Here is a 25,646-nt window from a genome sequence, read left to right as displayed (position 1 = left end):
TTCCCTCTAGCCCCCCGGGAACCCCCGGCCCCCCCCTTTCCTTTTTTTTTCTTGGTGTTGTTTTTCCCCCCCCCGCTCGCCTCTTCCCCCCCCCCCGGGGTTTGGGGGGGACTCTGCTCCCCCTGCCCCGACACCCCCCCGCGCCGCCGGGCGGCGCCGGGCGGCGCTGTCGTCAACGCCGGTGCGGGAACGCCGCCGCCGTCAGGAACTCCCCGCCGTCCTGGCGGACCGTAAGCTCGCCTCCGTCGGCGGCGAGGCGTTGCTCGAGGGCGGCCAGTCCCCGCAGCTCGGGCAGCGGCGCCTGCTGGGCCCCGTCGTTGACGACGGTGATGCTCGTCTCCGACAGGGTGATCCGCACCCGCGTCGCCTGGGCGTGGCGCAGGATGTTGGTCGTGGTCTCGCGCAGAACCTGGCCGAGCAGCTCGCCCGCGGCCGGGTCGACGTCCGCTTCGCGATCGACGCGCACCCGGATGCCCGCGGCCTCGAAGAGGTTTCTCGCGTTCTCCAGCTCCGCGGAGAGGTTGAGCCGCCGCTGCGCGTAGGCGAGCTCCTTCGTCTGGGTGATGGTGTCGCTCACCAGGGCGTGGATCTCCCGCAGCTCCTGTTTGGCGCGTTCGGTGTCGCTGTCGACGAGTTTCCGGGCGAGCGCCGTCTTCAGCTTCACCACGTGGAGGGTGTGGCCCTGGATGTCGTGCAGGTCGCCGGCGAACCGGACGCGCTCACGGATGACGGCCAGCTCCGCCTCCCGCTCCCGTGCCTCCTCCAGCTCCGTGACGACGTCGTAGAAGCGCTTGTTGGGGAACCTCAGACCGATCAGCGCCGCGGTGACGCCCGTGGGGATGAGGACGTACGGGATCAGCACGGCGGAAACGTCGTGCGCCCCTGGCAGCCTCAACGCGCCCACCACCGCGATGTAGGCGGTCAGCGCGAAGGCCGCCGCGCCCCGGTGACGCGGCAGCTGCGGGACGACGAAGGCGCCCACGCAGGAGAGGGCGAAGAACGCCGCGCTGCCGTCGATCACCAGCACGGAGAAGGGCCACACGGCCGCGGCGACGACCAGGCACGGGAGCGCGACGCGCAGGACGTCGCCGGCCGCCCACCGTACGAAGGCCACCAGGGCCGCCACCACGCCCGCGCCCAGGACGAGGATGTCCCACCACGAGCGGGCGTCCGTCGCCACCACGAGCGCACCGGCGGCGACGAGCGTCGGCAGGAACATGGTGAGGTTGAGCCTGCGCAGTTGCCCGCGCGCGGGTTCGGACTCCTCGGAGACCGCGTTCGTCGGGCTCACTGGTCCTCTCCTGGTGGCCGGGCGCCGGTTCGCGTGCTCCATCATTCTGCCTGCCCCGCGGCGTCACCAGTGACATCACGTCATGACTTCACCTGCGGGAATGTCACGGCCAGGTCGTGACATGGGCTCACTGGCAGATGAGCGCGGCGACGGCTGAGATCGACGGCATGTCCTCGACACCCCGTACCGGCCCGCCCTCGAAGCCCGCCGCCGGAGCCCCGCCGCGCCCGACCCCGATGGCGGAACGGGTCCTCGCGCCGGACCTCGCCCGCGGCATGATGCTGGTGCTCATCGCGCTGGCCCACGTGCCGTGGTTCCTCTACGAGTCACCGGCGGGCACGATCATGCTGCACCCCGTCGACGGGAACCTCGCGGACAGGATCGCGCAGGCCCTGACCCTGATCGTCGTGGACGCCCGTACGCACACCATGTTCGGCTTCCTGTTCGCCTACGGCATCGGGCAGCTGTACGCCCGGCAGAGGTCGCGCGGCACGAGCCCGGAGCAGGCCCGCCGGCTCCTGCGCCGGCGGCACCTGTGGATGCTCGTCTTCGGCGCGGTGCACGCCGCCCTGCTGTGGCAGGGCGACATCATCGGGATGTACGGCCTGATCGGGCTCGTCATGGTGCCGCTGTTCCTCGGCCGGAGCGATCGCACCCTCGGGATCTGGGTGGGCGTCCTCCTGGCCCTGGGCGCCCTGGCCGCGGCCGTCACGACGATCATGGCCTTGGCGGTCCCGGGCGGATCCGCGGCCGTCGCGGCCGAAGCGCAGCGGATCAGCATCACCGAGCCGGCCTACCTGCTCTCCGCCGCGATCCGCGTGGCCCAGTGGCTGGCCCAGCTGGTCTCGGGGCTGGTCACCCTCGCCCTGCCGGCGGCGTTCCTCATCGGCGTCCTCGCGGCACGGCACCGGATCCTCGAGGAGCCGTCCCGGCACCTGCCGCTGCTGCGGCGGGTCGCGGTGCTCGGCATCGCGGCCGGCTGGCTCACCGGAGCGGCGCTCGCCCTGCGGCACGTGGGCGTCCTCGGCCTCCCCTCCGCGGCGGCGCTGTCCGCGCCGCACTTCTACACCGGCATCTTCACCGGGGTGGGCTACGCCGCGCTCTTCGGCCTCGTCGCCCACCGGATCGCCGCGCGCGGCACCCGGGAGCCGCTGCCGGTCCGTGCGCTGGTGGCCCTCGGCCGTCGCTCCCTCAGCGGCTACCTCGCCCAGTCGCTGGTGTTCGGGCCGTTCCTGGCGGCCTGGGGCCTGGGCCTGGGCGCGCACCTGTCGAGCTGGTCGGCGGCGCTCGTGGCCCTCGGCACCTGGCTGCTCACCGTGGCGGCGGCGTTCCTGATGGACCGCGCCGGCGTACGCGGTCCGGCGGAGACCCTGCTGCGCGGGCTGACCTACCGCTGATCCCGGACGGGTGACCGCGGCGCTGCGGGGCCACCCGTCACCGAGCCGTCCTTCCGGCGTGCGGGGCGGTCAGGGCCCGGAAGTAGTCGTGCACGGCCGCGAGGTCGGCGCTGTCACCCCGGTAGCCGACGTACTTGTCCGGGCGGACGAGGTAGAGGCTGGGCCGGCGCACGCCGTAGCGGTTGTGCGCCTGGCTGCGCGGGTCCGCGGCGACGCCGCCGGTCAGGCCGCGTGGCAGGTGGCCGCGCGTGATGAGGTGGGTTTCGCCGAGTCCGGCCATCGCCGCGCACGCCGCGGACCGCCAGGCTTCCAGGGCCGCGGGGTCGGTGGTGTCGGCGGCGAACAGCAGCAGGTGGTGCCCTGGTCCGCGCAGCAGGTGCCGCAGCGCCACCGGGCCGTCGCGCTTTTCGAGGTGGACGTCGCGTATCACGTCCCCGGGTCGCGGACCCGCCTCGGCGAGGTCGTTCCAGGCCTTGGCCGGGGACTCGGTCCAGCGCTGGAAGACCAGAGGGCTGTCGTGGTAGTGGACCAGGTGCTCGCCGAAGGCGTTGGACAGCCGCTGTTGCACGGGGTTGAGCCGGCCGAGCAGGCGCAGCGCGTGCCGCCTGGCTTCGCGGGCGACCAGGGTGCCGCCGGTGACGACTCTGGTCGTGGCCGAGGTGGCGTCGACGACGGCCTTGGCCACGGGCCGGCGTTCGGCGTCGTAACTGTCCAGGAGCGTCTCGGCGGCGTCGCCGGTGACGACGAGAGCGAGTTTCCAGCCCAGGTTGTACGCGTCCTGCATGCCGGTGTTCATGCCCTGCCCGCCCACTGGGCTGTGGTTGTGCGCGGCGTCTCCGGCGAGCAGGACGCCACCGTCGCGCAGACGCTCGGCCAGGCTCTCGCGGGCCACGAACGACGAGCTCCATTGCAGGTCGCGCAGGCGCGAGTCCAGCGGCGTACGGTCGGCGACCAGGGTGCCGAAGTCGTCGAGGCCGGGTGTCGCCGGCGTGGCGGTGCCGGGGGTGTCAGGCGTGTTGGCCAGGATCCGCCAGTAGCCCCCCACCATGGGGAAGACCGCGACCAGGCCCGATCGGGCGAAGTAGACGTGAAAGCGGTCGCGCGTCAGCGGCCAGTCCGCGGCGACGTCACCCAGGATGAAGCCCCGCTGCAGGTCGGCCCGCTGCCTGCCGATGCCGGCGGTCTCGCGGACGGTGCTGTGCGCGCCGTCCGCCCCGACCAGCCACGTGGTCGCGCAGCGTTCGAGGCGGCCGTCGGCGTGCTGGAGCTCCACGGTGACGCCGTGTTCACCCGCCGTGTGGTCCAGCAGGCGGGTGCCCCATTCGATGGAGACTCCCAGTCCCTCCACACGTTCGCGCAGCAGCCTGACCGTCTGCCACTGCGGGATGCACAGGTCGAAAGGGAACGGGGAGTCCACGGCCGTGACGTCCATCTCGGCGAGTGTCGAGGTGCCCTGGTAGAAGTTCAGCGCGTGCAGCGGTATGCCGCGTTCGAGGGCGTCCTCGGCCAGCCCGAGGTCGTCGAGGACTTCAAGGGTGCGGGCCACGATGGACACCGCTCGGCTCTCCCGGTGGTCGGCGGCCCCCGCGTCGACGACGCGAGGCACCACCCCTCTGCGGGCCAGCTCGATCGCCAGCACCAGGCCGGTCGGCCCCGCGCCGACGATGAGGACGTCCTCTCCGACGCTCATTGCTCCTCCATAAAAAACGAACGATCGTTCTTTGAGAACAGCACGGGCAGGCGCGGACAGTCAAGAGCGAATGTTCGTTCGTTATTCGTGCGCCCGGCCAGGCGCTGACATCAGGGCGCGCAGGCCGTTGCGGAAGGCCGCCGAGTCCGTGCGGTCGTCGTGGCCGTACACCGCCCGCGACACCAGGAAGCCGTCCACCAGCGCCATCAGGACATCCGCCACCTGCTCGGCCGGGACGTCGCCGGAGAGCAGCCCATGCCGCTGGTGGCGCGCCACCAGCCCGCCGACCACCCGCCGGGCCTCCTCCATGACGGTCTGGAGCTTCGTGCGCAGCAGCGGTGAGCGCAGCGCCTCGGCCCACACCTGGACCAGGAACTGCGCGGACTCCCGCGAGCCGGACAGTGGCGGACGGTCCACCTGCAGCACGACGTCGACGATGTCGTCGAGGCCGGGCGGCGAGGCCGACTCGTCCGCCTCGAATGCCGCGGCCAGCTCGGCGAGGGCTTCGGAGGCGGTCGCCGCGATGATGTCGTCCTTGCTCTTGAAGTACCGATAGACGGCGCCGGCCGACAGGTCCGCCTCGGCCAGGACGTCCTGCATGGACGTGGCGTGGAAGCCGTTGCGGATGAAGCAGCGCCGGGCGGCGTCGAGGATCTGGCGGCGCCGGGCCTCCAGGTGTTCCTTGGGCATGCGGGCCATGGGACCTCAAGTTAGAACGAACATTCGTCCTTGACAACTCGATCGCCTTCACCGTAGAGAATGAACGTTCGTTTTCTAAAGGAAGGCATCCTCATGTCCGTCACGGCGATCTTTCTGAGCGCGCTGGTCGCGCTCGTCTTCCTCCTCGCCGGCACCCAGAAGGTCCTGCTGCGTCCCCAGGTCAGCGCCAACATGCTGCGGCTCGGCGTGGGCCCGGCCATGACCCGGTCCATCGGGCTCCTCGAGATCGCCGCCTCCCTCGGGCTCGCGGCAGGCGTATGGGCCCGGCCGCTCGCCGTCGCCGCGGCGAGCGGTCTCACCCTGCTCCTGGTGGGGGCCGTCGGCTACCATCTGCGCGCCAGGGACTTCTCCCGGCGGCAACACCGGTCCCACGCGGCGGCCCCCGTGCTGCTGGCACTGCTCACCGGCGCGACCACGATCGTGCTGCTGGCGACTTCGTGACGAGCACCCGCCGGGAGGCCGCGAGCTCCCGGAGTGATCTGTCTCACACCAGGTCACACCGGGGAAGCGGGTGGTGTCCTATGCCCGAACCCCTCTCGGGATGAAGGAGCACCATGACCGAGAACGCCCAGGTCGTTGTGATAGGCGGCGGATATGCCGGCGTCCTGGCCGCCAATCGCCTCACGCAGCGCGACGACGTGACGGTGACCCTGATCAACCCGCGCCCGCGTTTCGTCGAGCGGATCCGCCTGCACCAGCTGGTGGGCGGGTCCCACAGCGCGGTCGCCGGCTACCGCGACGTCCTGGCGGAGAAGGTCGGGCTGGTGGTCGACACCGTGACCCGGATCGACGCGGCCGGGCGCCGCGTGATGCTGGCGAGCGGCGACACGGCCGGTTACGACTACCTGATCTACGCGGTGGGCAGCGGCAGCGCCGACCCGCGTGTGCCGGGAGCGGCCGAGTTCGCCTACCCGATCGCCACCCTGGAGGAGGCGCGGCGGCTGCGGGAGAACCTCGGCGCCGCGCCCGCCACGGCCGCGATCACCGTGGTGGGAGCCGGTCCGACCGGCATCGAGACCGCCGCCGAACTGGCGGAGGCCGGCCGCGCCGTCACCCTGGCGTGCGGCGGGGCGCTCGGCCCCTACCTGCACCCCCGTGGGCGGCGCTCCGTCGCCAGGCAGCTGGCCAAGCTCGGCGTCACCGTGCTCGACGGCCCCGGCACGACGGTGACGGCCGTGACCGGCGACGCCGTGCGGCTCGGCGACGGCCGCGAACTGCGGAGCGACGTGACCATCTGGACGGCCGGCTTCGGCGTGCCCGACCTGGCCGCACGCAGCGGGCTGAGCACCGACGCCCTGGGCCGGCTGCGTACGGACGAGACATTGACCAGCGTGGACGACGCGCGTATCGTCGCGGCCGGCGACGCGGCGGCGCCGTCGGACCTGCCGTTCCGGATGAGCTGCCAGGCCGCCGTCCAGCTGGGCCCGCACGCCGCCGACACGGTGCTCAGCCGGATCGCGGGCGGGCGCCCCGCGCCCCTGGCCATGGCGCTCGTCTCGCAATGCATCAGCCTGGGGCGCCGGGCCGGCATCATGCAGCTCGCCCACAGGGACGACGTCGCGATGGGCCTCCACATCGGCGGCCGCCCCGGCGCGATGCTCAAGGAGTCCATCTGCAAGGGCATCCTCTGGCAGCTGGCGAACCAGGCACGCAGGCCGGGTTCGCTGAACTTCCCGAGCTGGGCCAAGGACACCAAGCGCGGGAAGGCACTCGCGGCCAGGCGCGGCGATGCGACGGCCATCCGCTGACCGGTCCCGTTCCCGGCCGCCGGGGGCGGCCGGCCGGCTACCAGCGAAAGGACCTTACCGTGGTGAACAGACGCGAGCGCCTGCCGCGACGGAGAGGAGTCGAGGCATGAGCGACCACACCACTGATCCGGCGACCGAAGCCTTCGTCACCCATCGCAATCTGCTCTTCACCGTCGCCTACGAGATGCTCGGGTCGGCGGCCGACGCCGAGGACGTCCTCCAGGAGACCTGGTTGCGGTGGGTGAAGGCCGACCTCGCTCAGGTGCGCGACCAGCGCGCCTACCTGGTCAGGATCACGACCAGGCAGTCGCTCAACCGGCTGCGCACGATGACGCGCCGCAAGGAGGCCTACGTCGGTCCCTGGCTGCCCGAACCGCTGCTCACCGCGCCGGACGTGGCCGACGACGCCGAGCTCGCCGAGAGCGTGTCGATGGCGCTCATGCTCGTCCTCGACACGCTCTCACCGACCGAGCGCGCAGTCTTCGTCCTGCGCGAGGCCTTCGACGTCGGCTACGACGAGATCGCGGCCGCCGTCGGCAAGAGCCCCGCGGCCGTCCGCCAGATCGCCCACCGCGCCCGCCGGCACGTCAGCGCCCGGCGCCCGCGCGAGGGGGTCCCTCCGAGCAAGACCCGGGCGGCTCTGGAGTCGTTCCAGCGCGCGGTCGAGACCGGGGACCTGCAGGGCCTGCTCGACGTGCTCGCTCCTGAGGTCGTCCTGGTGGCCGACGGCGGCGGCGTCAAGCAGGCGGCGATGCAGCATGTCATCGGCGCCTGGAAGGTGAGCCGCCTGATCGTCGGCGGCATCGGCAGGTACGACGGCACGATCACCACCGCTCCCACCGTGGTCAACGGCAACCCGGCACTCGTCCTGCGCCTGGACGGCGAGCTCGACGGCGTGCTGACGATCAGCGTCGAGGACGCCGCCGAGGAGGGGACCGGGTACGGGGCCCGCATCACCGGCCTCTACTACGTCCGCAACCCCGAGAAGCTGACCCGCGTCGAGTCCGAGACCCTGCTCACCCGGCGATGAACACCGGCCCGCACGTGACGCCGGCGGGCGAGCAGGCGTTCGCCCTGCCCGCCGGGCTCGATCCGATCCGACTTTTGAGAGGTCATCGATGACGAAGGACGCACCGGGCGATCTCGCCGGCGTGCAGCTGCCGGTCGAGCGGGGCTGCCCGTTCGCGCCGCCCGCCGCCTACGAAGGGCTGCGCGAGCAGGCGCCGATCAGCAAGGTCCGGCTGGTGAACGGCGCCGAGGCGTGGTGGGTGTCCGGGCACGCGGAAGGCCGAGCCGTTCTCGCCGACCGCCGCTTCTCCTCCGACCGGCGCAAGGACGGCTTCCCGATCCTCAACGTCGACGCGGCGACCCTGCGCCAGTTCCGCAGCCAGCCGCCGCTGATGGTCGGCATGGACGGCGCGGAACACGCCGCGGCGCGGCGCCCGTTGATCAGCGAGTTCACCGTGCGGCGGCTGGCCGCGCTGCGCCCGCGGATCCAGGACGTCGTCGACCGCTTCATCGACGGCATGCTCGCCTCCGAGCAGCGGCCGGTCGACCTGGTGCAGGCGCTGTCGCTGCCGGTGCCGTCCCTGGTGATCTGCGAACTGCTCGGCGCGCCCTACGCCGACCACGACTACTTCCAGAGCCGCACCGCCGTGGCGGTGCGCCGGACCTCGTCGCCGGAGGAGCGGCAGCGGGCCTTCCTCGAACTGCGCGCCTACCTCGGCGAACTGGTCACCCGCAAGGAGGCCGAGCCGGGCGACGACCTGCTCAGCCGGCAGATCGCCCGGCAACGCCAGGACGGCGCCGTCGACCACGCGGCCCTGACCAGCATGGCCTTCCTGCTGCTGACCGCCGGGCACGAGACGACCGCGAACATGATCTCGCTCGGCGTGATCGGGCTGCTCACCCACCCCGAACAGCTGGACCTGATCAGAACCGATCCGGCCAGGACACCCATGGCCGTGGAGGAGCTGCTGCGCTTCTTCACCATCACCGACACGGTCACCTCGCGGGTGGCCACCGAGGACGTGCGGATCGGCGGGGCGGACATCCAGGCCGGCGAGGGAGTCGTCATCTCCAGCCTGTCGGCCGACTGGGATCCCGCCGTGTTCGAGGACCCGGAGGCCCTGGACGTCGAACGCGAGGCCCGCCACCATCTCGCCTTCGGGTTCGGCCCGCACCAGTGCCTCGGGCAGAACCTCGCCAGGACGGAGCTGCAGATCGTCTTCGACACGTTGTTCCGCCGCATCCCCACGCTGCGGCTCGCCGTGCCGGTCGAGGAGCTGCCCCTCAAGACCGAGTCCATCATCTACGGCGCCCACGAACTCCCGGTCACCTGGTGAAGTGCCGGCGCCGCGCGCCTCGGTCGCCCGTATCGACGCGTGCGGCGCCAACGGGAATACACCCGAGTAACGCGCTCTCGGCCGTCATGAGCAGGCGCCCATTGTTTTTCCAATAATTCCTCATCGGGCTGCTGAGCTGCTGTTTCATTGTCCAAGCCGATGGCTGGACATTGTTTGGACAATTCTCAGACGAATGGCGCTTGCCGCTGCCCGAGCGGGCCCGGCATAGTCGGAACCGTTCCCCCCTTACTCCGGTACGGCGCCGTGTTGCGTGCTGTGCCGTACCGGCGCGATTTTCTCGTGGAAAGAAAGGATGAGAACGTGAATGGCAAGAAGCTGACCACGGCCCTGGCGGGCTGCGGCGCCGCGCTGGCGCTGCTGTCCGCGCCCGCCGCGGCGGGGACGGTCACCGCCGCGGCGGCCGCCGCCCAGGCGGTCCAGCGGGACAGCACCGCCTGCATCAAGCCCAGCGGGAGGAAGACCAACTACTCCTGGAAGAACGGCAACTCCTCCACGACGGTCTACTTCAACAACCACTGCTCCCACCGGGTGTACGCCAAGGTGCACTTCAAGGGCCCCGCGGGGACGAGGACGGAGTGCCTCGCCACGAACGGCGGCACCAACGGCAAGAAGAAGTTCCGCAAGGGCCTGGCCGAGGACCTCACCAACATCAGCAAGAACTGCTGACGGCCGGGGTCCATGATCCCCGGCAACCCTTCACCACAAGCTTCCCGGGCGGCCCCACGCCCGCCTCACCATGAAGGAGTCCGTCCGACATGAAGATCCACGTAGCAGCGGCCGCGGTGTCCGTCACGGCGATCTCGACGCTCCTGCTGGCCGCGGGACCGGCCAGCGCCCACCCGTACGACGGGAAGGACCCCTACCGGAGCGGGTGCGCCGCCTCCAAGGTGTACACCGGCGAGAAGGCCTCGCTGAAGAACGAGATCGGTGACAGCCTGGGCACGATCCGGCTCTACTACTCCCGCAAGTGCGGCACCAACTGGGGCGAGGCCAGGGTGTCCAAGCACGCGACCGGCCAGATCACGGTCTTCACCAGCTCCAGGAGCCGGTCCTTCACCTACCGCGCGGGCAACGGCGGGCACCACTGGGGCAACATGGTCTACGCCCCGAGCGGCGTCTGCGCCAAGGCCTCGGGCAGCGTGACGAACGGGATCGGCCGCACCAACAAGGGCAGCGGCACCACGGGCAAGGCCTGCGGCTGAGACGGCCGCGATAGCGGACGTGCTCGGTCCGGCGCCGGAAGCCCACACTCTCGTAGAGGTCGTACGACCGGTAGGGGTTCGACGTGCCGGTGTACAACCGGGCGGTCTCGGCTCCGTGCTCCCGCAGGCACCGCAACCCGTCCAGCAGCAGGGCTCGGCCGAGTCCCTGACGTCTCGACCCGGCCCGGACGCTCAGTTCCTCGACTTCGCCCACCGTTGCGTGGTCCCGCCGGCGGACGGAGCACAGGACGACGCCGACCATGCGGTCCCGGCCCAGGCGCCCCGCCAGCAGGCGGGGTCGGCCGTGGCGACGAAGCTGTCGAACGTCCACGTCCCGGTGAAGGCGGCATCCGCGTACGCGTCGGTCACGGTCGTCCATGCCGCGTGGAAGTCGTCCGGTCCGACGGCGCCGAGCCGGATGCCACCCGGCACGCGGCTGCCGCCGGGCAGGTGACGCAGGTCCGGCAGAACCAGCTCCACCAGGCTGAAGACACGCCGGTATCCGGCGTCGAGGAGCAACGCCGTCGCCTCATGTTCGTGAGCCGTGGCGTTCGCGCCGAACACGACCGTCCGCGTGGTGCCGTGCTGTCGCACGAGCCGGCGGATACGGGTTTCGGCCCAGCCGAGCATGGCCGAGCCCACGCCCCGGCCCCGGTGGCCGGGCAGCAGATAGCCCCGGTGCAGGTACGACCACGTGCCGTCCTGCTCCTCCCACCACGTGATCGTCGCGTGGCCGGCGACATCACCGCCGTGCTCCACCAGGACCTGGTTCTCGGACGCGTTGGTCAGCGTGGCGCAGGAATCCGCGATCTCGGCTGCTGTGGGAAGTCCCTCGACCACCGATCGGGCGTCGATCCGATCCTGTGCCGCGCAGCCCCCGCCGCACGGCGGCCATCGCGCCGTGGTCCTCGCCGCCCGCACAGCCGGCCCGGTCCGCCGCATCGGGCGCGCGTCGCGCCCTCTCCTCCACCGGTGGGGCGCGGGTCCGACTTTGGTAGGTGACGGCTCCGCCGTACCGGAGATTAGCCTGGGCCGGTGAACGAGACCCGACCCCCGCACCTGGCCGCGGTCGCCGGAGTGCTCATCGTGATGGGCGCGCTGACCGCGGTGTCGTTGTGGAGCCTGGCGGGCCGGCCCACCTGGGGGATGGACCTCGCTCTCGCGGCGGTGAGCGTGGGCGCGGCGCTCGCCCAGCTGCGGTGGCCGGCGTCCGGGGCGCTGGCCGCCACCCTCCTGGCCACCCTCTCCCCGGTGGCCACGCCCGCGGCCTCGATGGGGGCGCTGCAGGTGGCCCAGCGCAGGCGCTTCCCGGTCGCGGCGACCGTGACGGGGGCGGGCATCGCGGCCCACGTGGTCCAGGGGCTGTGGCGGCCGAACACGGGCATCTCCTTCGGCTGGTGGCTGCTGCTGATCTGCGTCGCCTACGGCGCGTTGCTCGGCTGGGGCGCGTTCGCCCGCTCCCGCCGCGCCCTGCTGGAGTCGCTGCGCGAACGCGCCCACCGCGCCGAGGCCGAGCAGGGCCGGCGGATCGCCGAGGCGCGCATGGCCGAACGCCGCCGGCTCGCCAGAGACATGCACGACGTGCTGGCCCACCGCCTCTCCCTGGTGGCCACCCACGCGGGGGCCCTGGAGTTCCGCCCCGACTCCTCCCCTGAACAGCGCGCCCGGGCCGCCGGCGTGATCCGCGCCGGCGTGCACCAGGCGCTGGAGGAACTGCGCCAGGTGATCAACCTGCTCCGCGAGCAGGACGACCGGACGGACGACCTGCAGCCCCGGCCGGGCCTGACCGACCTGCCCGGCCTGATCACCGACGCACGGCAGGCCGACCAGGCGGTACGGCTCCACGAGGAGGTTGCCGACGTCGACGCCCTGCCGGCGGCCGCGTCGCAGACCGCGTACCGCGTCGTGCAGGAAGGGCTGACCAACGCCCGCAAACACGCCCCGGGCCAGCCGATCGAGGTGCTGCTGCGCGGCACCCCCGGCACGCCCCTGCTGATCGAGATGCGCAACCCGCTGCCCCCGGCGGACGCGGCCCCCGTCGCGCCGGGCAGCGGGCTCGGCCTGGTCGGGCTCACCGAGCGGGTACGCCTGGCCGGCGGGCAGCTGGACCACCAGAGCACCGGGGGTGAGTTCCGGCTTCAGGCCCGGCTACCATGGCCCGCGTGATCCGCGTGCTCCTGGTAGACGACGACGCCCTGGTCCGCGCCGGCCTGTCCATGATGCTCGACGGCGCGGCCGGCATCTCCGTCGTGGCCGAGGCGGGCGACGGCCAGGAGGCCATCGCCGCGACCGACGCCCACGCCCCCGACGTCGTCCTGATGGACCTGCGCATGCCCCGCGTGGACGGCATCACCGCGACCCGCCGGCTGCGCGCCCGCGCCCGGCCGCCCGAGGTGATCGTGCTGACCACGTTCGACACCGACGAGAACGTCCTGCACGCGCTCCGCGCGGGTGCCGCCGGGTTCCTGCTCAAGGACACCTCGCCACCGCAGATCGTGGAAGCGGTCACCCGGGTCTCGGCAGGCGACCCGATCCTGTCCCCGGGCATCACCAGGCGGTTGATGGAGCGCACGGTCGCCCAGGCCGGGGCGTACGAGCAGGCCCGCGCCGCGCTGGCCGCCCTCACCCCGCGCGAGCACGAGGTGGCGGTGGCGATCGGCCAGGGCAGGACGAACGCCGACATCGCCGCCGACCTCGCCATGGGCATCACGACGGTGAAGGCCCACGTCTCCAGCATCCTGACCAAGCTCGACCTGGGCAACCGCACCCAGATCGCGCTGCTCGCCCACGACGCGGGCCTCACCTGACCGGAGCGGGCGGCCTCACGGCCGGACCTGGACCAGATAGCCGGCCAGCTCGGCCGGGCGTGACAACATCACCATGTGGCTGCCGGGCATCTCGTCCGGGGTGATGCCGAGCCGCTCCTCGACATGGCGGCGCACGAAGCCGGGCGTGAAGAAGCGGTCGTCGCGGCAGAGCAGATATCGCGTCGGGACGTCCGGCCAGGCGGCCAGCGGCCAGGGCTCGCCACACGCCCGCTCCATGCTCATCGTCTCGGCGAGCGCGCCGTCGTGGGCCAGCACCCGATCGGCCAGCTCGCGCGGAACGTCGTGCAGGTAGAGCTCGTGCTCGTCGTCGATGTCAGGCGAGACCCAGCCGCTGCGTTCCCACCAGTCGTCCGGCGGCTCGCCCGGGCTCGGGATCATGGCGGTCACCAGCACGAGCGCCGCGGCTCCTGTGCGCGCGCAGACGAGCGGGCCCACGAGGCCGCCCCACGAGTGGGCCACCACCACGAGGGGCCGCCGCTCGCCGGCCGCCCGGACGACGGCGTCCGCGTAGTCCCAGAGCCCTGCCCCCGGATCGGACATGGGCAGGTCCACCGCGATCGTGTCATGGCCGCGGTCGCGGAGCTCGGCTTCGACCAGGTGCCAGTCGAAGGCGCTGCCACCGCCGCCGTGGATGAGAGCGAAGGTTGTCATGACCGTGGTGACCGGCGGGGGCGCGAAAACTCATCGTCCGGGCGTGCCCCACCTGGCGAGGTGGCGGGTGATCGTGCTCGTGGCGGGGACGTCGGCGGACAGGAACCGGCCCGGACCAGGCGGGCGGCGTCGGACCGGTGCACGGCGGGCCGGCGGTGGTGTCCCTCGCCGGGGTAGGCGCAGGCTCCGCGCCGCCGGGCGGCCCGCGCGACGATGGCGACGAAGCCGTGGTCCTCCTCGCCGTGGACGGCAGGGGCGAAGCGGACGGGGACGACGCGTACGCCGCGCGTCGTACGGATTCCGGCGGCTGCTATGGTGTAGGGCACTTGTGACCGGACGAGGAGACCAGACGTGGCAGGTGACGACGACATCTCCGGGTGATACCGGAGAGTGACGGGCCCCGGCAGGCGCTATGACCGCCGCCGACGTGGCCCCGGTCGTCGTTCCCGAATCCCTGTCCCCTTCCGCCGGGCGGCTTTCGGCGCGCCCCGCGTTCTCCTCCGAGGTCCTTCTCCATGTCCGACGCGTTCATCATCGTCTCCAACCTGTCCTTCTCCTGGCCCGACGACACCCCCGTCTTCACCGGCCTGTCCTTCACCGTGGCCGCCGGCCGTACGGGCCTGGTCGCACCGAACGGCGCGGGCAAGAGCACGCTGCTCAAGCTGATCGCCGGCGAACACCGCCCCCAGGGCGGCGGCGTGTCCGTCGAGGGCGTGCTCGGATACCTGCCGCAGACCCTGACCATCTCGGCGCCCGTTTCTGCGCCCGTTTCTGCGCCTGTTTCTGCGCTTGTTTCTGGGCCCGCCTCGGGCGACCTGACCGTGGCCGAGGTGCTCGGCATCGCCCCCGTCATCGCCGCGCTGGACGCCATCGAGTCGGGCGACGCGAGCGAGGAGCACTTCGCCACCATCGGCAACGACTGGGACATCGAGGAGCGCACCCGGGCCCAGCTCGACCGGCTCGGCCTCGGGGGCCTCGCGTTCGACCGGTCCCTGCGAACGCTGAGCGGCGGCCAGGTGGTGTCGCTCGGCCTGGCCGCGCAGTTCCTCAGGCGGCCGGACGTCCTGCTGCTGGACGAGCCCACGAACAACCTCGACCTCGATGCGCGCCGCAGGCTCTACGACGTGCTGGGGGAGTGGAACGGCTGCCTGCTCGTGGTCAGCCACGACCGGGCCCTGCTCGACCGCATGGACCGCATCGCCGAGCTGGACCAGGGCGAGGTCCGCTTCTACGGGGGGAACTTCACGGCGTACGAAGAGGCCGTGCGCACGCAGCAGGAGGCCGCCGAGCGGACCGTGCGCAGTGCCGAGCAGGAGCTGAAGCGCGAGAAGCGGGAGATGCAGCAGGCCCGCGAGCGGGCCGACCGCCGGGCGAGCAACGCCGCCCGCAACCTCAAGAACGCCGGCCTGCCGAGGATCTTCGCGGGAAACATGAAGCGCGGCGCCCAGGAGTCGGCCGGGCGGTCCGGCCAGACCCACCTCGCCCGCGTCAGCGACGCCAGGGCCCGGCTCGAGGAGGCGGGCCGTGCCGTGCGCGACGACCAGCGGATCGCGCTGCAGCTACCCGGGACCAACGTGCCCGCTGGGCGTACGGTCTTCCTCGGCCAACGCCTGCAGGCGCGCGGCCTGTTCGCCGAGCCCGGCGTCGACCTGGAGATCCGCGGGCCCGAGCGCATCGCGCTGATCGGTCCCAACGGCGCGGGCAAGTCCACGTTGCTGCGCATGATCAGCGGTGAGCTGGAGCCGGACGGCGGCACCATCAGGCGGGCCGGCGGCCGGGTCGCCTACCTGTCGCAGCGGCTCGACCTGCTCGACGTCGAGCGCACCGTGGCCGAGAACCTGTCAGCGTTCGCCCCCGGCATGCAGGAGTCCGGACGGATGAACCTGCTCGCCCGTTTCCTGTTCCGGGGCTCGCGGGCCCACCTGCCCGTCGGGGTGCTCTCGGGCGGCGAACGCCTGCGCGCCACGCTGGCCTGCGTGTTGTGCGCGGATGAGGCTCCCCAGCTCCTGCTGCTGGACGAGCCCACGAACAACCTCGACCTGGTCAGCGTCGGCCAGCTGGAGAGCGCGCTCGGCGCGTACGAGGGGGCCTTCGTGGTGGTCAGCCACGACGAGCGGTTCCTCGCGGAGATCAACGTCGGCCGCTGGCTGGAGCTGTCCGGCGGCCGGCTGGTGGAGCGCGGCGGCCCCGCCGGCGAGTGACGGTCGCCCGCGGTTTTCTGGACTTGCTGGTCCATTTTTCGCTCATTACCTTGTGTCCGTCCCGGGATGCGGCGCCGGACGGCGTGCCGCAGGGCGACGAGAGACGAGGGGTTTACCATGCGTGCGATCCGTGTCAGCGAGTACGGCGGTCCCGAGGCCATGAGCTGGGCCGAACTGCCCGATCCAGAACCCCGGCCGGGAGAGGTGCTCGTCCGGCTGGGCGTCGCCGGGGTGAACTACATGGACGTCGGCGTCCGGACGGGCCCGGCTCCAGGCTGGACCCTTCCCGCGATCGTGGGAGTCGAGGGCATGGGGTACGTCGCCGCCCTCGGCGACGGCGTGCAGGGCTTCACCGCCGGCGACAGGGTCGCCTGGTACTACCACCGGGGCAGCTACGCGGAGCGGCTCGCGATCCCGGCGGAGTCGCTGGTGCGTGTCCCGGAGAACGTGGACGACGAGACGGCGGCGGCGGTGATGATGCAGGGTCTCACCGCGAACCACCTCACCACCGAGACCTACCCGATCAGGCCGGGTGACACGGCGGTGGTGCACGCCGCCGCCGGGGGAGTGGGGCTCGTCCTGACCCAGCTGATCAAGGCGAGGGGCGGCTCCGTCATCGGGCTGGTCTCGCGGGAGGAGAAGGTGCCGGTCGCGAAGGAGGCCGGGGCCGACCACGTCATCGTCTCCAGCGGCGGCGGCTTCGAGGAACGGGTGCGGGACCTGACCGGCGGGGAGGGCGCGCACGTGGTGTACGACGGAGGCGGAGCCCCGACGTTCCGGTCGTCGTTGGCGGCCCTGCGCCGGCACGGTGTGCACGCCTTCTACGGCCCGTTCATGGGCGTCCCCACGCTCACCCCGGCGGAACTGCCCAACAGCGTCCTGCTGTCCTATCCCCTCGTCCGCGATCACGTGCCCACCCGGACGGCGCTGCTCACGCGTACGGCCGAGGTGTTCGGCTTCGTCGGCGACGGACGGCTCAGGCCGGTCGTCGGAGGGCGTTACGCCCTCGCGGACGCGGCGCGGGCGCACGCGGACCTCGAATCCCGCCGTACGGTCGGGAAGCTGCTGCTCCTGCCGTGAACCGGGAGGTCAACCGGCCAGGGGTGCCGCAGCCCGCAACCGTGCGATCCACCAGTCGAGCGCGGTGCGCAGATGGGCGGACTCCCCGGTGGACAGCATGATCGACACGCCGCCCTGGATGGCGGCGAGCAGCGCGGCGGCGCTCTCGTCGACGTCGACGGACGCGGACAGCAGGCCGTTACGCTGCAACGCCATGATTCCGCCGGCCAGGCTCTGCTGCCAGCGTCTCATCAACTCGCCGACGATCGCCCGCGAGCCCGGCGTGTTACGCCCGACCTGCAGGAACAGCGTATAGAGCGGGCACTGGTCGCCCTGCGACTCGTAACGCTCCACGAGGGCGTCGCGCCAGCGGTACCAGGCCTCCCAGGTGTCGAGGCAGGCCAGGTGGGGCTGCTGATCCCTCAGCACCTGATCCGCCTCGTACTGCGCCACCGCGAGCAACAAGGCGTCCTTGCCCTCGGGAAAGTAGTGGAAGAGCTGGCTCTTGCTCGTGCCGGTCCGCGACCGTACGTCGTCCAGGGTGACGTCGGTGACGCCTTTGTCCCGGACGACCTCGGCGGCGCCTTCGACGATGCGCGCCCGGGTGGCCTGCCCTTTCGGTGTCAGCACACGTTGCACGGCCTCGCTCCCCACCCGCCGGATCCGGCTCCACTGTAGTGCGCCCGGGCCGGGCGGTGCCCGGTCAGGGGCTCGTCTGTCCGCGGTCGAACGCCCCCGTGTGGTTCATGATCGATGTCACCAGGGTGGCCGTCGCGATGAACGTGCCTCCGCTCCACACAAGCGCTCCGGCCATCAGGACGTCGTTCTCCCTCGCGACGATGAGTGCGATGAGTGCTATCACCAGCGAAAGCAGCAGGTCGATGGCCAGGCAGAGCGCGATACGTGTGGTTACGCTCATTTCTTCTCATTTCGGTCAAATGAATCGTGAATGGATAACCGTACTTCTGGGTGCTCTCGTCCGTCTTGGTCCCAAATTATGGCGGTTGGGGAGCTCGGTCGCACGTGCTAATGCATGTGCAGATACGGATTTTCCTCCGAGGGGTGAGGATCTTCTCCCGTCAGGGATGGGTGGCGCGTGATTTGTGTACTTATGGGGTGATTTCTCGTGGACGTCACGACCGGCGACTACCGTAGGTAGGTGCACGTGCAAGGACAGCGACGCGGGCGAGCGTCGCCTCTGGTGAGCACCCGTGGTGGAGGTTCGTCCATCGGTGGTGCTGGACGTGGTGGGAATCTCCATGGTGTGGGCGGGTGGCGGCTGGTTGTGTGGGGCCATGCGAGTCATCGTGCCCGCCGCCGAAGGGCGGGCGGTAAAGGTCGGCGCCGGCCAGCGCGTACGCGTCACCGACCTCGAAGGAGGTCAGGTGGGCGACCTGTTCGCGTTCGCCGCCGACGACCCGGCCGAGCAGCTCAGCGCGTCTCACACGCGGGCCGCCACCAGCCGCCTGTTCCCGGCGGTGGGCGAGCAGTTCGTGACCGATCGGCGCAGGCCGATTCTCACCCTGGTGGGCGACACCTCGCCGGGCTGTCACGACATGCTCATCGCGGCCTGCGACCCGGAGCGCTACCGGGCCCTCGGCGTGACCGGATTCCATGCCTCGTGCGCGGAGAACCTGCGCCGGAGCCTGGCCTCGCTGGGCCTGGCGACTCCGCGCACCCCGCAGCCGGTCAACCTGTTCATGAGGATCCCGGTGTCGGGCGACGGCCGGCTGAGCTGGCTGAGCGCGATCAGCCGCCCGGGTGACGCGATCACGTTCGAGGCGGCCGTGGACTGCGTCCTCGCCGTCTCGGCCTGCCCCCAGGACCTGGTGGAGATCAACGGTCACCGGCCGACGCCGCTCGCGATCGATCTCCTCAGCGACCACGAACACCAGCCAAGGAGCGAGTGAAATGAAGGACGTCCAGCACCCCGCCCTGCGTCCCGAGACCATCGGCGAGCTGAGCCTCGCCAACCGGCTGGCGGTCTCGCCCATGACCAGGGTGTCGGCCGCCTCCGACGGCACGCCGACGGAGGAGATGGCCGACTATTACGCGGCGTTCGCCCGCGGCGGGTTCGCCCTCGTCGTGACCGAGGGGACCTACACCGACACCTGGTACAGCCAGGGATACTTCAACCAGCCCGGCATGGTCAGCGACGGCCACGAGGCCGGCTGGCGGGAGATCGCGGGCAGGGTGCGCGCCGCCGGCGCGGCCATCGTGCTCCAGCTGATGCACGCGGGCGCGCTGTCGCAGGGCAACCGCTACCGTGAGGACACGATGGCGCCGTCGGCGGTGCCGCCGCGCGGTGAGAAGATGCCCGAGTACGGCGGTCACGGGCCCTGGTCCACGCCCCGCGCGATGCGCCAGGACGACATCGACCTGGCGGTGCGGGGTTTCGTGGCCTCAGCGGTCCGCGCCGAGCGGGCCGGCTTCGACGGAGTCGAGGTGCACGGCGCCAACGGATACCTGATCGACCAGTTCCTGACCGACTACACCAACACCCGTGACGACCGATACGGTGGCGCGGTCTCCCGCCGGGTACGACTGGCGGCGGAGATCGTCTCCGCCATCCGGGCGGAGGTCGGCCCGCGCTTCTGCGTGGGCATCCGGTTGTCCCAGGGCAAGGTCAACGACCACACCCACCGATGGGCGGGCGGAGCCAGGGACGCGGAGATCATCTTCGCGGCGCTCGCCGAGGCGGGCGCGAGCTACCTGCACATCGCCAGCGAAGGACGCGACTGGGTGGAGACGGCGACCCTGGACGGGGGAATGACGATCACGGGCCTGGCCAGGAAGGTCACCGGGCTGCCGGTGCTGGCGAACGGCGGCATGCACGACGCCGACCAGGCGGCCACGGTGCTGGCGGACGGCCACGCCGACGTGCTGGCCCTGGGCCGGGGCGCGCTCGCCAACCCGGACTTCCCGCGGCGCCTGGCTCAGGGGCTGCCCATGGCGGACTTCGACCACCACATGCTCCAGCCGATGGCGACGCTGAACAACGCCAGGCTGTGGCGTCCCGCGGCCGGGGTGACGGTTTGAGCGCGGCCCCGAGGTCCGGTGGCCGGGGTGACGGCGCGGCCCCGGGATCCGGTGTCCAGGGCGATCGTCCGGGCGCGGACTCGGGGCCCGGTGGTCCGGGCTGGCGTGCGGGGTTCGCCGCGGTGGTCACGCTGACCTTCGACGTGGACGCCGAGACGCCCGTGCTGGCGCGGGGCCGCCGGTACGCCGGCCACGCGAGCACGATGTCCCATCAGGCGTACGGGCCCGAGGTCGGCCTGCCGCGCATCCTGGACCTCCTCGACGAGGTGTCCGTGCCGGCCACGTTCTTCGTGCCCGGCTGGGTGGCCGAGCACCGCCCGTGGCTGGCGCCGTCGATCGCCGGGCGGGGCCATGAGGTGGCGCACCACTCCTACAGCCATCGCCCGCCCACGTCGATGACGGCCGGCGAGGAGCGCGCCGACTTCGAGCGGGCGCTGGCCGTCTTCGACCGCCAGGGCATCGAGATCAGGGGGCACCGGGCCGCCCTGTGGGAGGCGTCCTGGCAGACCGGCGACCTGGTCGCGGAGCACGGGCTGCGCTACGACTCCTCCCTCATGGGGGACGACCGGCCGTACAAGGTGGGGACGCCGGCGGGCGAGATCGTCGAGTTGCCCGTCCACTGGTCGCTCGACGACTGGGAGCAGTACGCGTTCCTGCCGGCTCCGCACGTCGGCTCGGTCATCGAGTCCCCGGCGAAGGTGCTGGAGCTGTGGCGGGCCGAGCTGGACGGGATGCGCCACTACGGCGGCCTGTTCAACCTGTGCGTGCATCCGTTCCTGTCCGGACGGCCGGGGCGGGCCCTGGCGCTGCGGCGCTTCCTGGAGTACGCGCGAAGCTGCGCCGACGTGTCGTTCGCCCGCTGCCGCGACGTCGCCGAGTCGGCCGCCGCGGACGCCGGGCTGGCCGTGCGCCGCCACCGGCCGCCCGAGGTCTCGCCGGACGTCTACCCGGACTGAGCTCAGTCCATCGCGTCGATGGTCAGCGCCAGGAACAGGTCGACCCGGTCCTCGGTGCGTCCCACGTCCCTGCCGGTGAGCTCCGTGATCTTGGCCAGGCGGTTGCGCAGGGTGTTGACGTGGACATGCAGCGCCGTGGCCGTCGCCGCCCACTGCCCGTCGTGATCGAGGAACGTGCGCAGCGTCAGCTCCAGGTCGCCGCCCCGCCGGGCGTCGTGGTCCTTCAGCGGTCCGAGGAGCCCGGCGGAGAACCGGCGGGACGTCTCCGCGTCGAGCAGCCCGAGGAGCAGCCGGTGCGTGCCCAGCTCGGAGAAGGCGCGCACGCGGGGGCCGGCGCGGGCGCGCAGGAGCACGCGGCAGGCCTCCCTGGACTGCAGGAGGGCGGGCCGCAGCTCGGCTGCCTGCGAGGCGATGCCGCCCAGCCCCGCGACCGGGCGCAGGCCGGGGAAGCGCCGCTCGACGCCGCGCACCAGGCGCTGCGCGAACGGCGGCAGCCCGTGTTCCGGATCGCGCCACGGCAGTACGGCGACGACGTCCTGCGTGCCGCCGGCGACCACCACCGGCACACCCTCGGCGGCGAAGAACTCCCCGATCGCCTCGGCGAGCCCGTGCATCGTCGCGGTCTCGTGCTGGGCGAACGCCACGGCGCACACGGCCAGCGGGCCACCCGGGTCCACGCCGAAGGCGCGCAGCCTGCCGGGCACCTCGGCCGCCCGGCTGCCCCCTGACAGGACCATCTCCAGGAGCTCGCTGGCGAAGCGCATCTCGATCGCCTGGACGGCCTGCTGCTTGGCGACCTCCAGGCTCAGGAACCTGGCCGCCTGCTCGAGCCCCTCCCGCTCGGCCGAGGTGAGCCGGCGCAGGGGTCGCAGGCAGATGAGGGCGGCGTCGATGTCGCCGACGGCGCCCACGGGGAAGAGCGCGGCACGCCCCGCGTCCCCCAGCTCCACCTCCAGAGCCGGCGGGCGTTTGGCCAGCCCCGTGGCGACCGCGTGCAGCTGGTCCGCGTCGAGGTCGGCGCCGACCGCCGCGAGCGAGCGGGCCATCCTGTCGACCACGGCGAGGGGCAGGTCGTAGTCACGCCGCATGACGTCGAGCACCCCGTAGGCGCCGGCTCCCCGGGAGATGGCCGTGGCCAGCGCGTCGCCCCGGCGTACCATGCCGACCAGCGCCTGCTTCCGCTCGTCGGCCAGCATGTCGGCGACGGCCTGGGAGACCGCCGTGAACGGCACCTCGATGGAGATCTCCAGCAGCGGCAGCTCCTCCTCCCGGCAGGCCTCGACCAGGTCCGGGGGAGTGGCGGGCAGCTCGGCGCGCAGGCCGAAGACGATGCCGCTGCCCCTGGCGCCCTTGACGCTCCTGACGAACCGCGCGGGCGGCACCCGGTCGAGCCACAGGCCGTTCGTCAGCACCAGTTCCCGCTCGCGCACGTAGGGGGACGGGTCGGGCAGCTCGGTGTTGTGCACCCAGGCGACCGGCTCGTCCATCGCGTCCGGCCTGCCCGTGACCAGCACGGTGAGGTGGAGGGACGAACGAGCCACCAGCGAACGAAGGGTGAACACGGTGTGACTATATCCAGGGGAACAAGGCGTTCATGGAGATCCCTCCATGGATGCGGGAGCTCCCTCCCGGCGTGCGAGCCGCGGTGCTCGCAGCCGGGCCGCGGCCACGGCGAGCAGCGCGACGGCGGCCAGCGCGAAGACGGCGTTCCCCGCCAGGTCGATCGCCGGTTCCACGGGTACGGCGGGCGGTTGCGGAAAGCCGTGCCAGGCGTAGGTGAGCACGCCGCCGGCCGCCAGCGCGAACGTCTGGACGGGGCCCCACCCGTGCCGCCCGGACCAGCGGGTCACCAGGATGCAGACCGTGGCGTACACGGCGAGGTTGACGGCCACGACGGGCCACGCGCCGAGCGTGTCGAGAGCCAGGGCCGCGAGCCAGAACACCGCCCCGGCCGCCAGGGAGAAGCCGAGGACCGGCCACGGCCCGGGAGCCCGCCCCTGAGCCAGGACCTGAGCCCCGACGGCCCGGCCGCGGCGGCGCAGGGCGAGGAGGACCAGCAGCCCGGCCAGGACGACGACGGCGGCGGCCTGCGCGATGGAGGGTTCGTACGCGGCCGGGTCGAACAGCGCGGCGGCCACCGCCCCGCAGGCGAACAGGAGCCCGGCGGTCACCAGCCCGGGAAGGCGGAGCCACGGCTCCGTCGCCCTGGCCGGCACGTAAGACTCCATGATCGCGATGGGGACGCAGATGCTGCCCACGGCGTGCACGCCGCCCAGCACGAAGCTCACCCACCAGGCGCTCACCTCCAGGCCGGGGATCCACGCGTACGAGACGAGGTCCATCCCGGCGTAGCCGGGGTCGAAGAGGGAACGGGTGGCCAGGCCCTCCTCGACGAGACCGTAGGCGATGGCGAGCAGGACGATGCCCGGCCAGCCGGCGCCCCGGCGCCTGGCCAGCTCACGGACGAGCAGCGCGCCGCCCCCGTACAGCGGGGCCAGCGTGATGAGCGCGACCAGCATGGTGACGGGCAGGTTGCCCAGCAGGAACTCGCCGATCAGCGGCGACAGCAAGAAGAGCCCGAGCGCGGGCGCGATACGTCTTCCCATGCCTCCCAGCCTCGCCAGGCCAGGGGTGCGGCCGGTAGTGACGTTCGTCAGAGCCAGCCCTTGGACTCGGCGGCGCGCGCCGCCTCGGCCCGGTTGCGGGCGCCGAGCTTGCCGATGGCCGACGACAGATAGTTGCGTACGGTCCCGTCGGACAGGTAGAGGCGGCGGGCGATGTCGGCGATCGTGCCGCCCTCGTTGGCGGCGCGCAGCACGTCGCGTTCGCGGCTGGTGAGCGGATTCGTGCCGGCGGAGAGGCTGGCGGCGGAGAGCTTGCGGTCGAACACCCTCTCGCCGGCGTGCACCCGACGGACGGCGTCGGCCAGTTCCCCGGCCCTGGCGTCCTTGACCACGTAGCCGGCGACGCCGGCGTCCATGGCCCGCCGCAGGTAGCCGGGGCGGCCGAAGGTGGTCAGGATGATCACGCGTACGCCGGTGAGCTCGGCCGCCGCGGTGAGACCGTCGCGGCCCGGCATCTCGATGTCGAGCAGCACGACGTCCGGGCGGAGCCGGGCGACGGCGTCCGCGACCTCGTCGCCCCGGCCGACCTGGCCGGCGACCTCGATGTCGGGCTCCAGGCCGAGCAGCGCCGCCAGCGCCTCGCGTACGAGGTGCTGGTCGTCGGCCAGCAGGATGCGGATCACGGCACGTCCGCCACGGGCAGCCGGGCGGTCAGCAGGAAACCGCCGCCCTCGGCGGCCGAGCCGTGCAACGTGCCGCCCGCCACGTGGATGCGCTCGGCGAGGCCGCGCAGCCCGTTGCCGCCGGGGTCCGCGGCCGCGGCGGGCCCGCGGCCGTCGTCGAGCACCTCCGCGTACGCCTGCCCGCCCTCGACGCCGAGGCGGATGCGGCAGCGGCGGGCGCCGCTGTGCCGGACGACGTTCGTCGTGGCCTCCCGGACCACCCAGGCCAGAACGGGTTCGGCGTCGGCGGGGAGCGGGTCCGCCGCCACCTCCAGCCGCACGCCCGCGGTGCCGAGCGCGCGGCGCGCGCCGTCGAGCTCTTCGGGCAGCGACAGCTCCCGGTAGCCCGCGATCGCCTCGCGCACTTCCGACAACGCCTGCCGGGAGAGCTCTTCGACGTCCCGCATCTCGGCTCCGGCCCGTTCCGGGTCGGCGACGGCGAGCCTGCCCGCGAGCTGGCTCTTCACCGTCATCACGGCCAGGCTGTGTCCGAGCAGGTCGTGCATGTCGCGGGCGAAGCGCAGGCGCTCGTTGTCCACGGCCAGCCGCTCGACCTCGACGTTCGCCTCGCTCAGCGCCCTGTTCGCGGCGTTCAGCTGGAGGAAGGCGTGCATGGCGGCGGCGAACACGACGGTCTGCAGCGGCATCCACCAGTAGTCGGCCAGCGACCTGCCGAGCAGCGGAAGGGCGAGCGCGACGGCCCCGACGACCGCCCCGGTCACCGCAGGGAGGGCCCGCGCGGGCAGCGCCGTGGCCGCGGCGGTGATGAGGAAGTACGACGTCGCGAACACCCACATCTCACCGAGAAGGGGCGCCACCGCGGCCGCGACCAGGTAGAGCAGGATCAGGGCGTACGGGGTGGCGTTGCGGTGCGGGCGCTCCAGCGCGGTCCACACGACCCGCAGGTAGAGGAGCACGAAGCACGCCACGCCCGCGAACATCAGCACGGCCATGACGCCCGAAGGGGCGGACGCCAGGAACGCGGGCACCGGCCACACCAGGACGACGAGATAGACGGAGGTCCACAGGCGGCCCTTCATGCGTTCCACCCTAGCCAGCGACCATTCCCGCCGAACCCTGACGAATGTCACATGTCAGCGCGGGGGGAGGAGCGGCGGCAGCCGCGCCAGGCTCCTGTTGACGGTTGCCGAACGACTGCCAGGTCACCAAAAGGGACCGATGCCCGGCCTAGAGCGAGCTCCAGTCGCTGGA

General features: G+C 72.3%; 25 protein-coding genes and 1 pseudogene. 14 read left to right on the top strand and 12 right to left on the bottom strand.

The annotated features are described in order from the left end of the window. Positions 1-172 precede the first annotated feature (172 nt). Positions 173-1,291: a sensor histidine kinase gene (locus ACZ6SA_RS16105; RefSeq protein ID WP_465828571.1), complete on the bottom strand. Its 1,119-nt coding sequence runs from the start codon at positions 1,289-1,291 to the stop codon at positions 173-175. 167 nt (positions 1,292-1,458) lie between these two features. Between ACZ6SA_RS16105 and ACZ6SA_RS16100 the strand changes: the two genes are divergently transcribed. After that, positions 1,459-2,688, top strand: coding sequence for a DUF418 domain-containing protein (locus ACZ6SA_RS16100; RefSeq protein WP_465828569.1), 1,230 nt, complete (start codon positions 1,459-1,461; stop codon positions 2,686-2,688). A 37-nt stretch (positions 2,689-2,725) separates the two neighbouring features. Here ACZ6SA_RS16100 and ACZ6SA_RS16095 read toward each other — a convergent pair whose 3' ends face one another. Both ACZ6SA_RS16095 and ACZ6SA_RS16090 read right to left on the bottom strand, forming a co-directional pair. Next, entirely contained in the window at positions 2,726-4,378 is a 1,653-nt protein-coding gene (locus ACZ6SA_RS16095) for an FAD-dependent monooxygenase (protein WP_465828567.1), read from the bottom strand. 81 nt (positions 4,379-4,459) lie between these two features. After that, positions 4,460-5,068 carry a TetR/AcrR family transcriptional regulator gene (locus tag ACZ6SA_RS16090; RefSeq protein ID WP_465828565.1) on the bottom strand — a complete coding sequence of 203 codons (609 nt, stop codon included), beginning with the start codon at positions 5,066-5,068 and terminating at the stop codon, positions 4,460-4,462. A gap of 102 nt (positions 5,069-5,170) precedes the next feature. Here ACZ6SA_RS16090 and ACZ6SA_RS16085 point away from each other — a divergent pair, with 102 nt between their 5' ends. The 6 genes from ACZ6SA_RS16085 to ACZ6SA_RS16060 all read left to right on the top strand — a co-directional run bounded on the left by ACZ6SA_RS16085 (position 5,171) and on the right by ACZ6SA_RS16060 (position 10,414). Further along, positions 5,171-5,539 (top strand): DoxX family protein, encoded by a 369-nt coding sequence (locus ACZ6SA_RS16085; protein ID WP_465828563.1) that lies wholly within the window; start codon positions 5,171-5,173, stop codon positions 5,537-5,539. 113 nt (positions 5,540-5,652) lie between these two features. Continuing rightward, positions 5,653-6,846 (top strand): NAD(P)/FAD-dependent oxidoreductase, encoded by a 1,194-nt coding sequence (locus ACZ6SA_RS16080; protein ID WP_465828561.1) that lies wholly within the window; start codon positions 5,653-5,655, stop codon positions 6,844-6,846. Positions 6,847-6,952: 106 nt separating this feature from the next. Continuing rightward, the gene (locus tag ACZ6SA_RS16075) at positions 6,953-7,876 is read left to right on the top strand and encodes an RNA polymerase sigma-70 factor (protein ID WP_347642315.1); all 924 of its coding nucleotides are present in this window, start codon (positions 6,953-6,955) and stop codon (positions 7,874-7,876) included. 88 nt (positions 7,877-7,964) lie between these two features. Further along, positions 7,965-9,191 (top strand): cytochrome P450, encoded by a 1,227-nt coding sequence (locus ACZ6SA_RS16070; RefSeq protein WP_347642316.1) that lies wholly within the window; start codon positions 7,965-7,967, stop codon positions 9,189-9,191. Between the two features lie 321 nt (positions 9,192-9,512). Then, entirely contained in the window at positions 9,513-9,878 is a 366-nt protein-coding gene (locus ACZ6SA_RS16065; RefSeq protein ID WP_347642317.1) for a hypothetical protein, read from the top strand. An 89-nt stretch (positions 9,879-9,967) separates the two neighbouring features. Further along, a complete protein-coding gene (locus ACZ6SA_RS16060) occupies positions 9,968-10,414 on the top strand; it encodes a DUF2690 domain-containing protein (RefSeq protein WP_347642318.1) in 447 nt (148 codons plus the stop codon). Positions 10,415-10,487: 73 nt separating this feature from the next. Here ACZ6SA_RS16060 and ACZ6SA_RS16055 read toward each other — a convergent pair. Then, positions 10,488-10,676 (bottom strand): annotated as a pseudogene (locus ACZ6SA_RS16055) (GNAT family N-acetyltransferase); the annotation flags it as partial. Beyond that, a complete protein-coding gene (locus ACZ6SA_RS16050; RefSeq protein ID WP_465828557.1) occupies positions 10,607-11,254 on the bottom strand; it encodes a GNAT family N-acetyltransferase in 648 nt (215 codons plus the stop codon). The gene ACZ6SA_RS16050 and the pseudogene ACZ6SA_RS16055, both read right to left, overlap by 70 nt. A 195-nt stretch (positions 11,255-11,449) precedes the next feature. Between ACZ6SA_RS16050 and ACZ6SA_RS16045 the strand changes: the two genes are divergently transcribed. Then, positions 11,450-12,580, top strand: a complete 1,131-nt coding sequence (locus ACZ6SA_RS16045; protein ID WP_347642320.1) for a sensor histidine kinase — start codon at positions 11,450-11,452, stop codon at positions 12,578-12,580. Then, a complete protein-coding gene (locus tag ACZ6SA_RS16040; protein ID WP_347642321.1) occupies positions 12,568-13,221 on the top strand; it encodes a response regulator transcription factor in 654 nt (217 codons plus the stop codon). The genes ACZ6SA_RS16045 and ACZ6SA_RS16040 overlap by 13 nt, the downstream gene beginning before the upstream one ends. A 15-nt stretch (positions 13,222-13,236) precedes the next feature. On the opposite strand, the gene ACZ6SA_RS16035 is transcribed toward ACZ6SA_RS16040, so the two are convergent. After that, on the bottom strand, positions 13,237-13,893 hold the full coding sequence (locus ACZ6SA_RS16035) for an alpha/beta fold hydrolase (RefSeq protein WP_347642322.1): 657 nt from the start codon (positions 13,891-13,893) through the stop codon (positions 13,237-13,239). A 515-nt stretch (positions 13,894-14,408) separates the two neighbouring features. On the opposite strand from ACZ6SA_RS16035, the gene ACZ6SA_RS16030 reads away from it, so the two are divergent. Together ACZ6SA_RS16030 and ACZ6SA_RS16025 are read left to right on the top strand one after the other, a co-directional pair. Then, the gene (locus ACZ6SA_RS16030) at positions 14,409-16,094 is read left to right on the top strand and encodes an ABC-F family ATP-binding cassette domain-containing protein (RefSeq protein WP_465828554.1); all 1,686 of its coding nucleotides are present in this window, start codon (positions 14,409-14,411) and stop codon (positions 16,092-16,094) included. 117 nt (positions 16,095-16,211) lie between these two features. Further along, positions 16,212-17,174, top strand: a complete 963-nt coding sequence (locus tag ACZ6SA_RS16025; protein ID WP_465828552.1) for a quinone oxidoreductase family protein — start codon at positions 16,212-16,214, stop codon at positions 17,172-17,174. A 9-nt stretch (positions 17,175-17,183) separates the two neighbouring features. Here the strand turns inward: ACZ6SA_RS16025 and ACZ6SA_RS16020 are convergent, their stop codons facing one another. Next, complete coding sequence (locus tag ACZ6SA_RS16020; protein ID WP_347642325.1) at positions 17,184-17,792, bottom strand: TetR/AcrR family transcriptional regulator; 609 nt, start codon at positions 17,790-17,792, stop codon at positions 17,184-17,186. A 64-nt stretch (positions 17,793-17,856) separates the two neighbouring features. Further along, complete coding sequence (locus ACZ6SA_RS16015; protein WP_347642326.1) at positions 17,857-18,072, bottom strand: hypothetical protein; 216 nt, start codon at positions 18,070-18,072, stop codon at positions 17,857-17,859. A gap of 295 nt (positions 18,073-18,367) precedes the next feature. On the opposite strand from ACZ6SA_RS16015, the gene ACZ6SA_RS16010 reads away from it, so the two are divergent. From ACZ6SA_RS16010 to ACZ6SA_RS16000, 3 genes are all read left to right on the top strand, one after another. Continuing rightward, a complete protein-coding gene (locus ACZ6SA_RS16010; protein WP_465828549.1) occupies positions 18,368-19,063 on the top strand; it encodes a DUF1989 domain-containing protein in 696 nt (231 codons plus the stop codon). Position 19,064: 1 nt separating this feature from the next. Next, on the top strand, positions 19,065-20,192 hold the full coding sequence (locus ACZ6SA_RS16005; RefSeq protein ID WP_465828547.1) for an oxidoreductase: 1,128 nt from the start codon (positions 19,065-19,067) through the stop codon (positions 20,190-20,192). A gap of 122 nt (positions 20,193-20,314) precedes the next feature. Continuing rightward, complete coding sequence (locus ACZ6SA_RS16000) at positions 20,315-21,148, top strand: polysaccharide deacetylase family protein (RefSeq protein ID WP_443150765.1); 834 nt, start codon at positions 20,315-20,317, stop codon at positions 21,146-21,148. 2 nt (positions 21,149-21,150) lie between these two features. Here the strand turns inward: ACZ6SA_RS16000 and ACZ6SA_RS15995 are convergent, their stop codons facing one another. The 4 genes from ACZ6SA_RS15995 to ACZ6SA_RS15980 are packed head-to-tail and all read right to left on the bottom strand — an operon-like array spanning position 21,151 to position 25,474. Beyond that, a complete protein-coding gene (locus ACZ6SA_RS15995) occupies positions 21,151-22,710 on the bottom strand; it encodes a PucR family transcriptional regulator (RefSeq protein ID WP_465828545.1) in 1,560 nt (519 codons plus the stop codon). A gap of 30 nt (positions 22,711-22,740) precedes the next feature. Then, positions 22,741-23,754, bottom strand: a complete 1,014-nt coding sequence (locus ACZ6SA_RS15990) for a hypothetical protein (protein ID WP_465828543.1) — start codon at positions 23,752-23,754, stop codon at positions 22,741-22,743. A gap of 47 nt (positions 23,755-23,801) precedes the next feature. Further along, complete coding sequence (locus tag ACZ6SA_RS15985; protein ID WP_347642332.1) at positions 23,802-24,395, bottom strand: response regulator transcription factor; 594 nt, start codon at positions 24,393-24,395, stop codon at positions 23,802-23,804. Further along, positions 24,392-25,474: a sensor histidine kinase gene (locus tag ACZ6SA_RS15980; protein WP_465828541.1), complete on the bottom strand. Its 1,083-nt coding sequence runs from the start codon at positions 25,472-25,474 to the stop codon at positions 24,392-24,394. Before ACZ6SA_RS15980 ends, ACZ6SA_RS15985 begins: the two co-directional genes overlap by 4 nt. Positions 25,475-25,646 lie beyond the last annotated feature (172 nt).

This window comes from Nonomuraea sp. NPDC049378 (assembly GCF_055586745.1).
The sequence above is the reverse complement of the archived record's forward strand: the minus strand, read 5'-3'. Positions and strand labels throughout refer to the sequence as shown.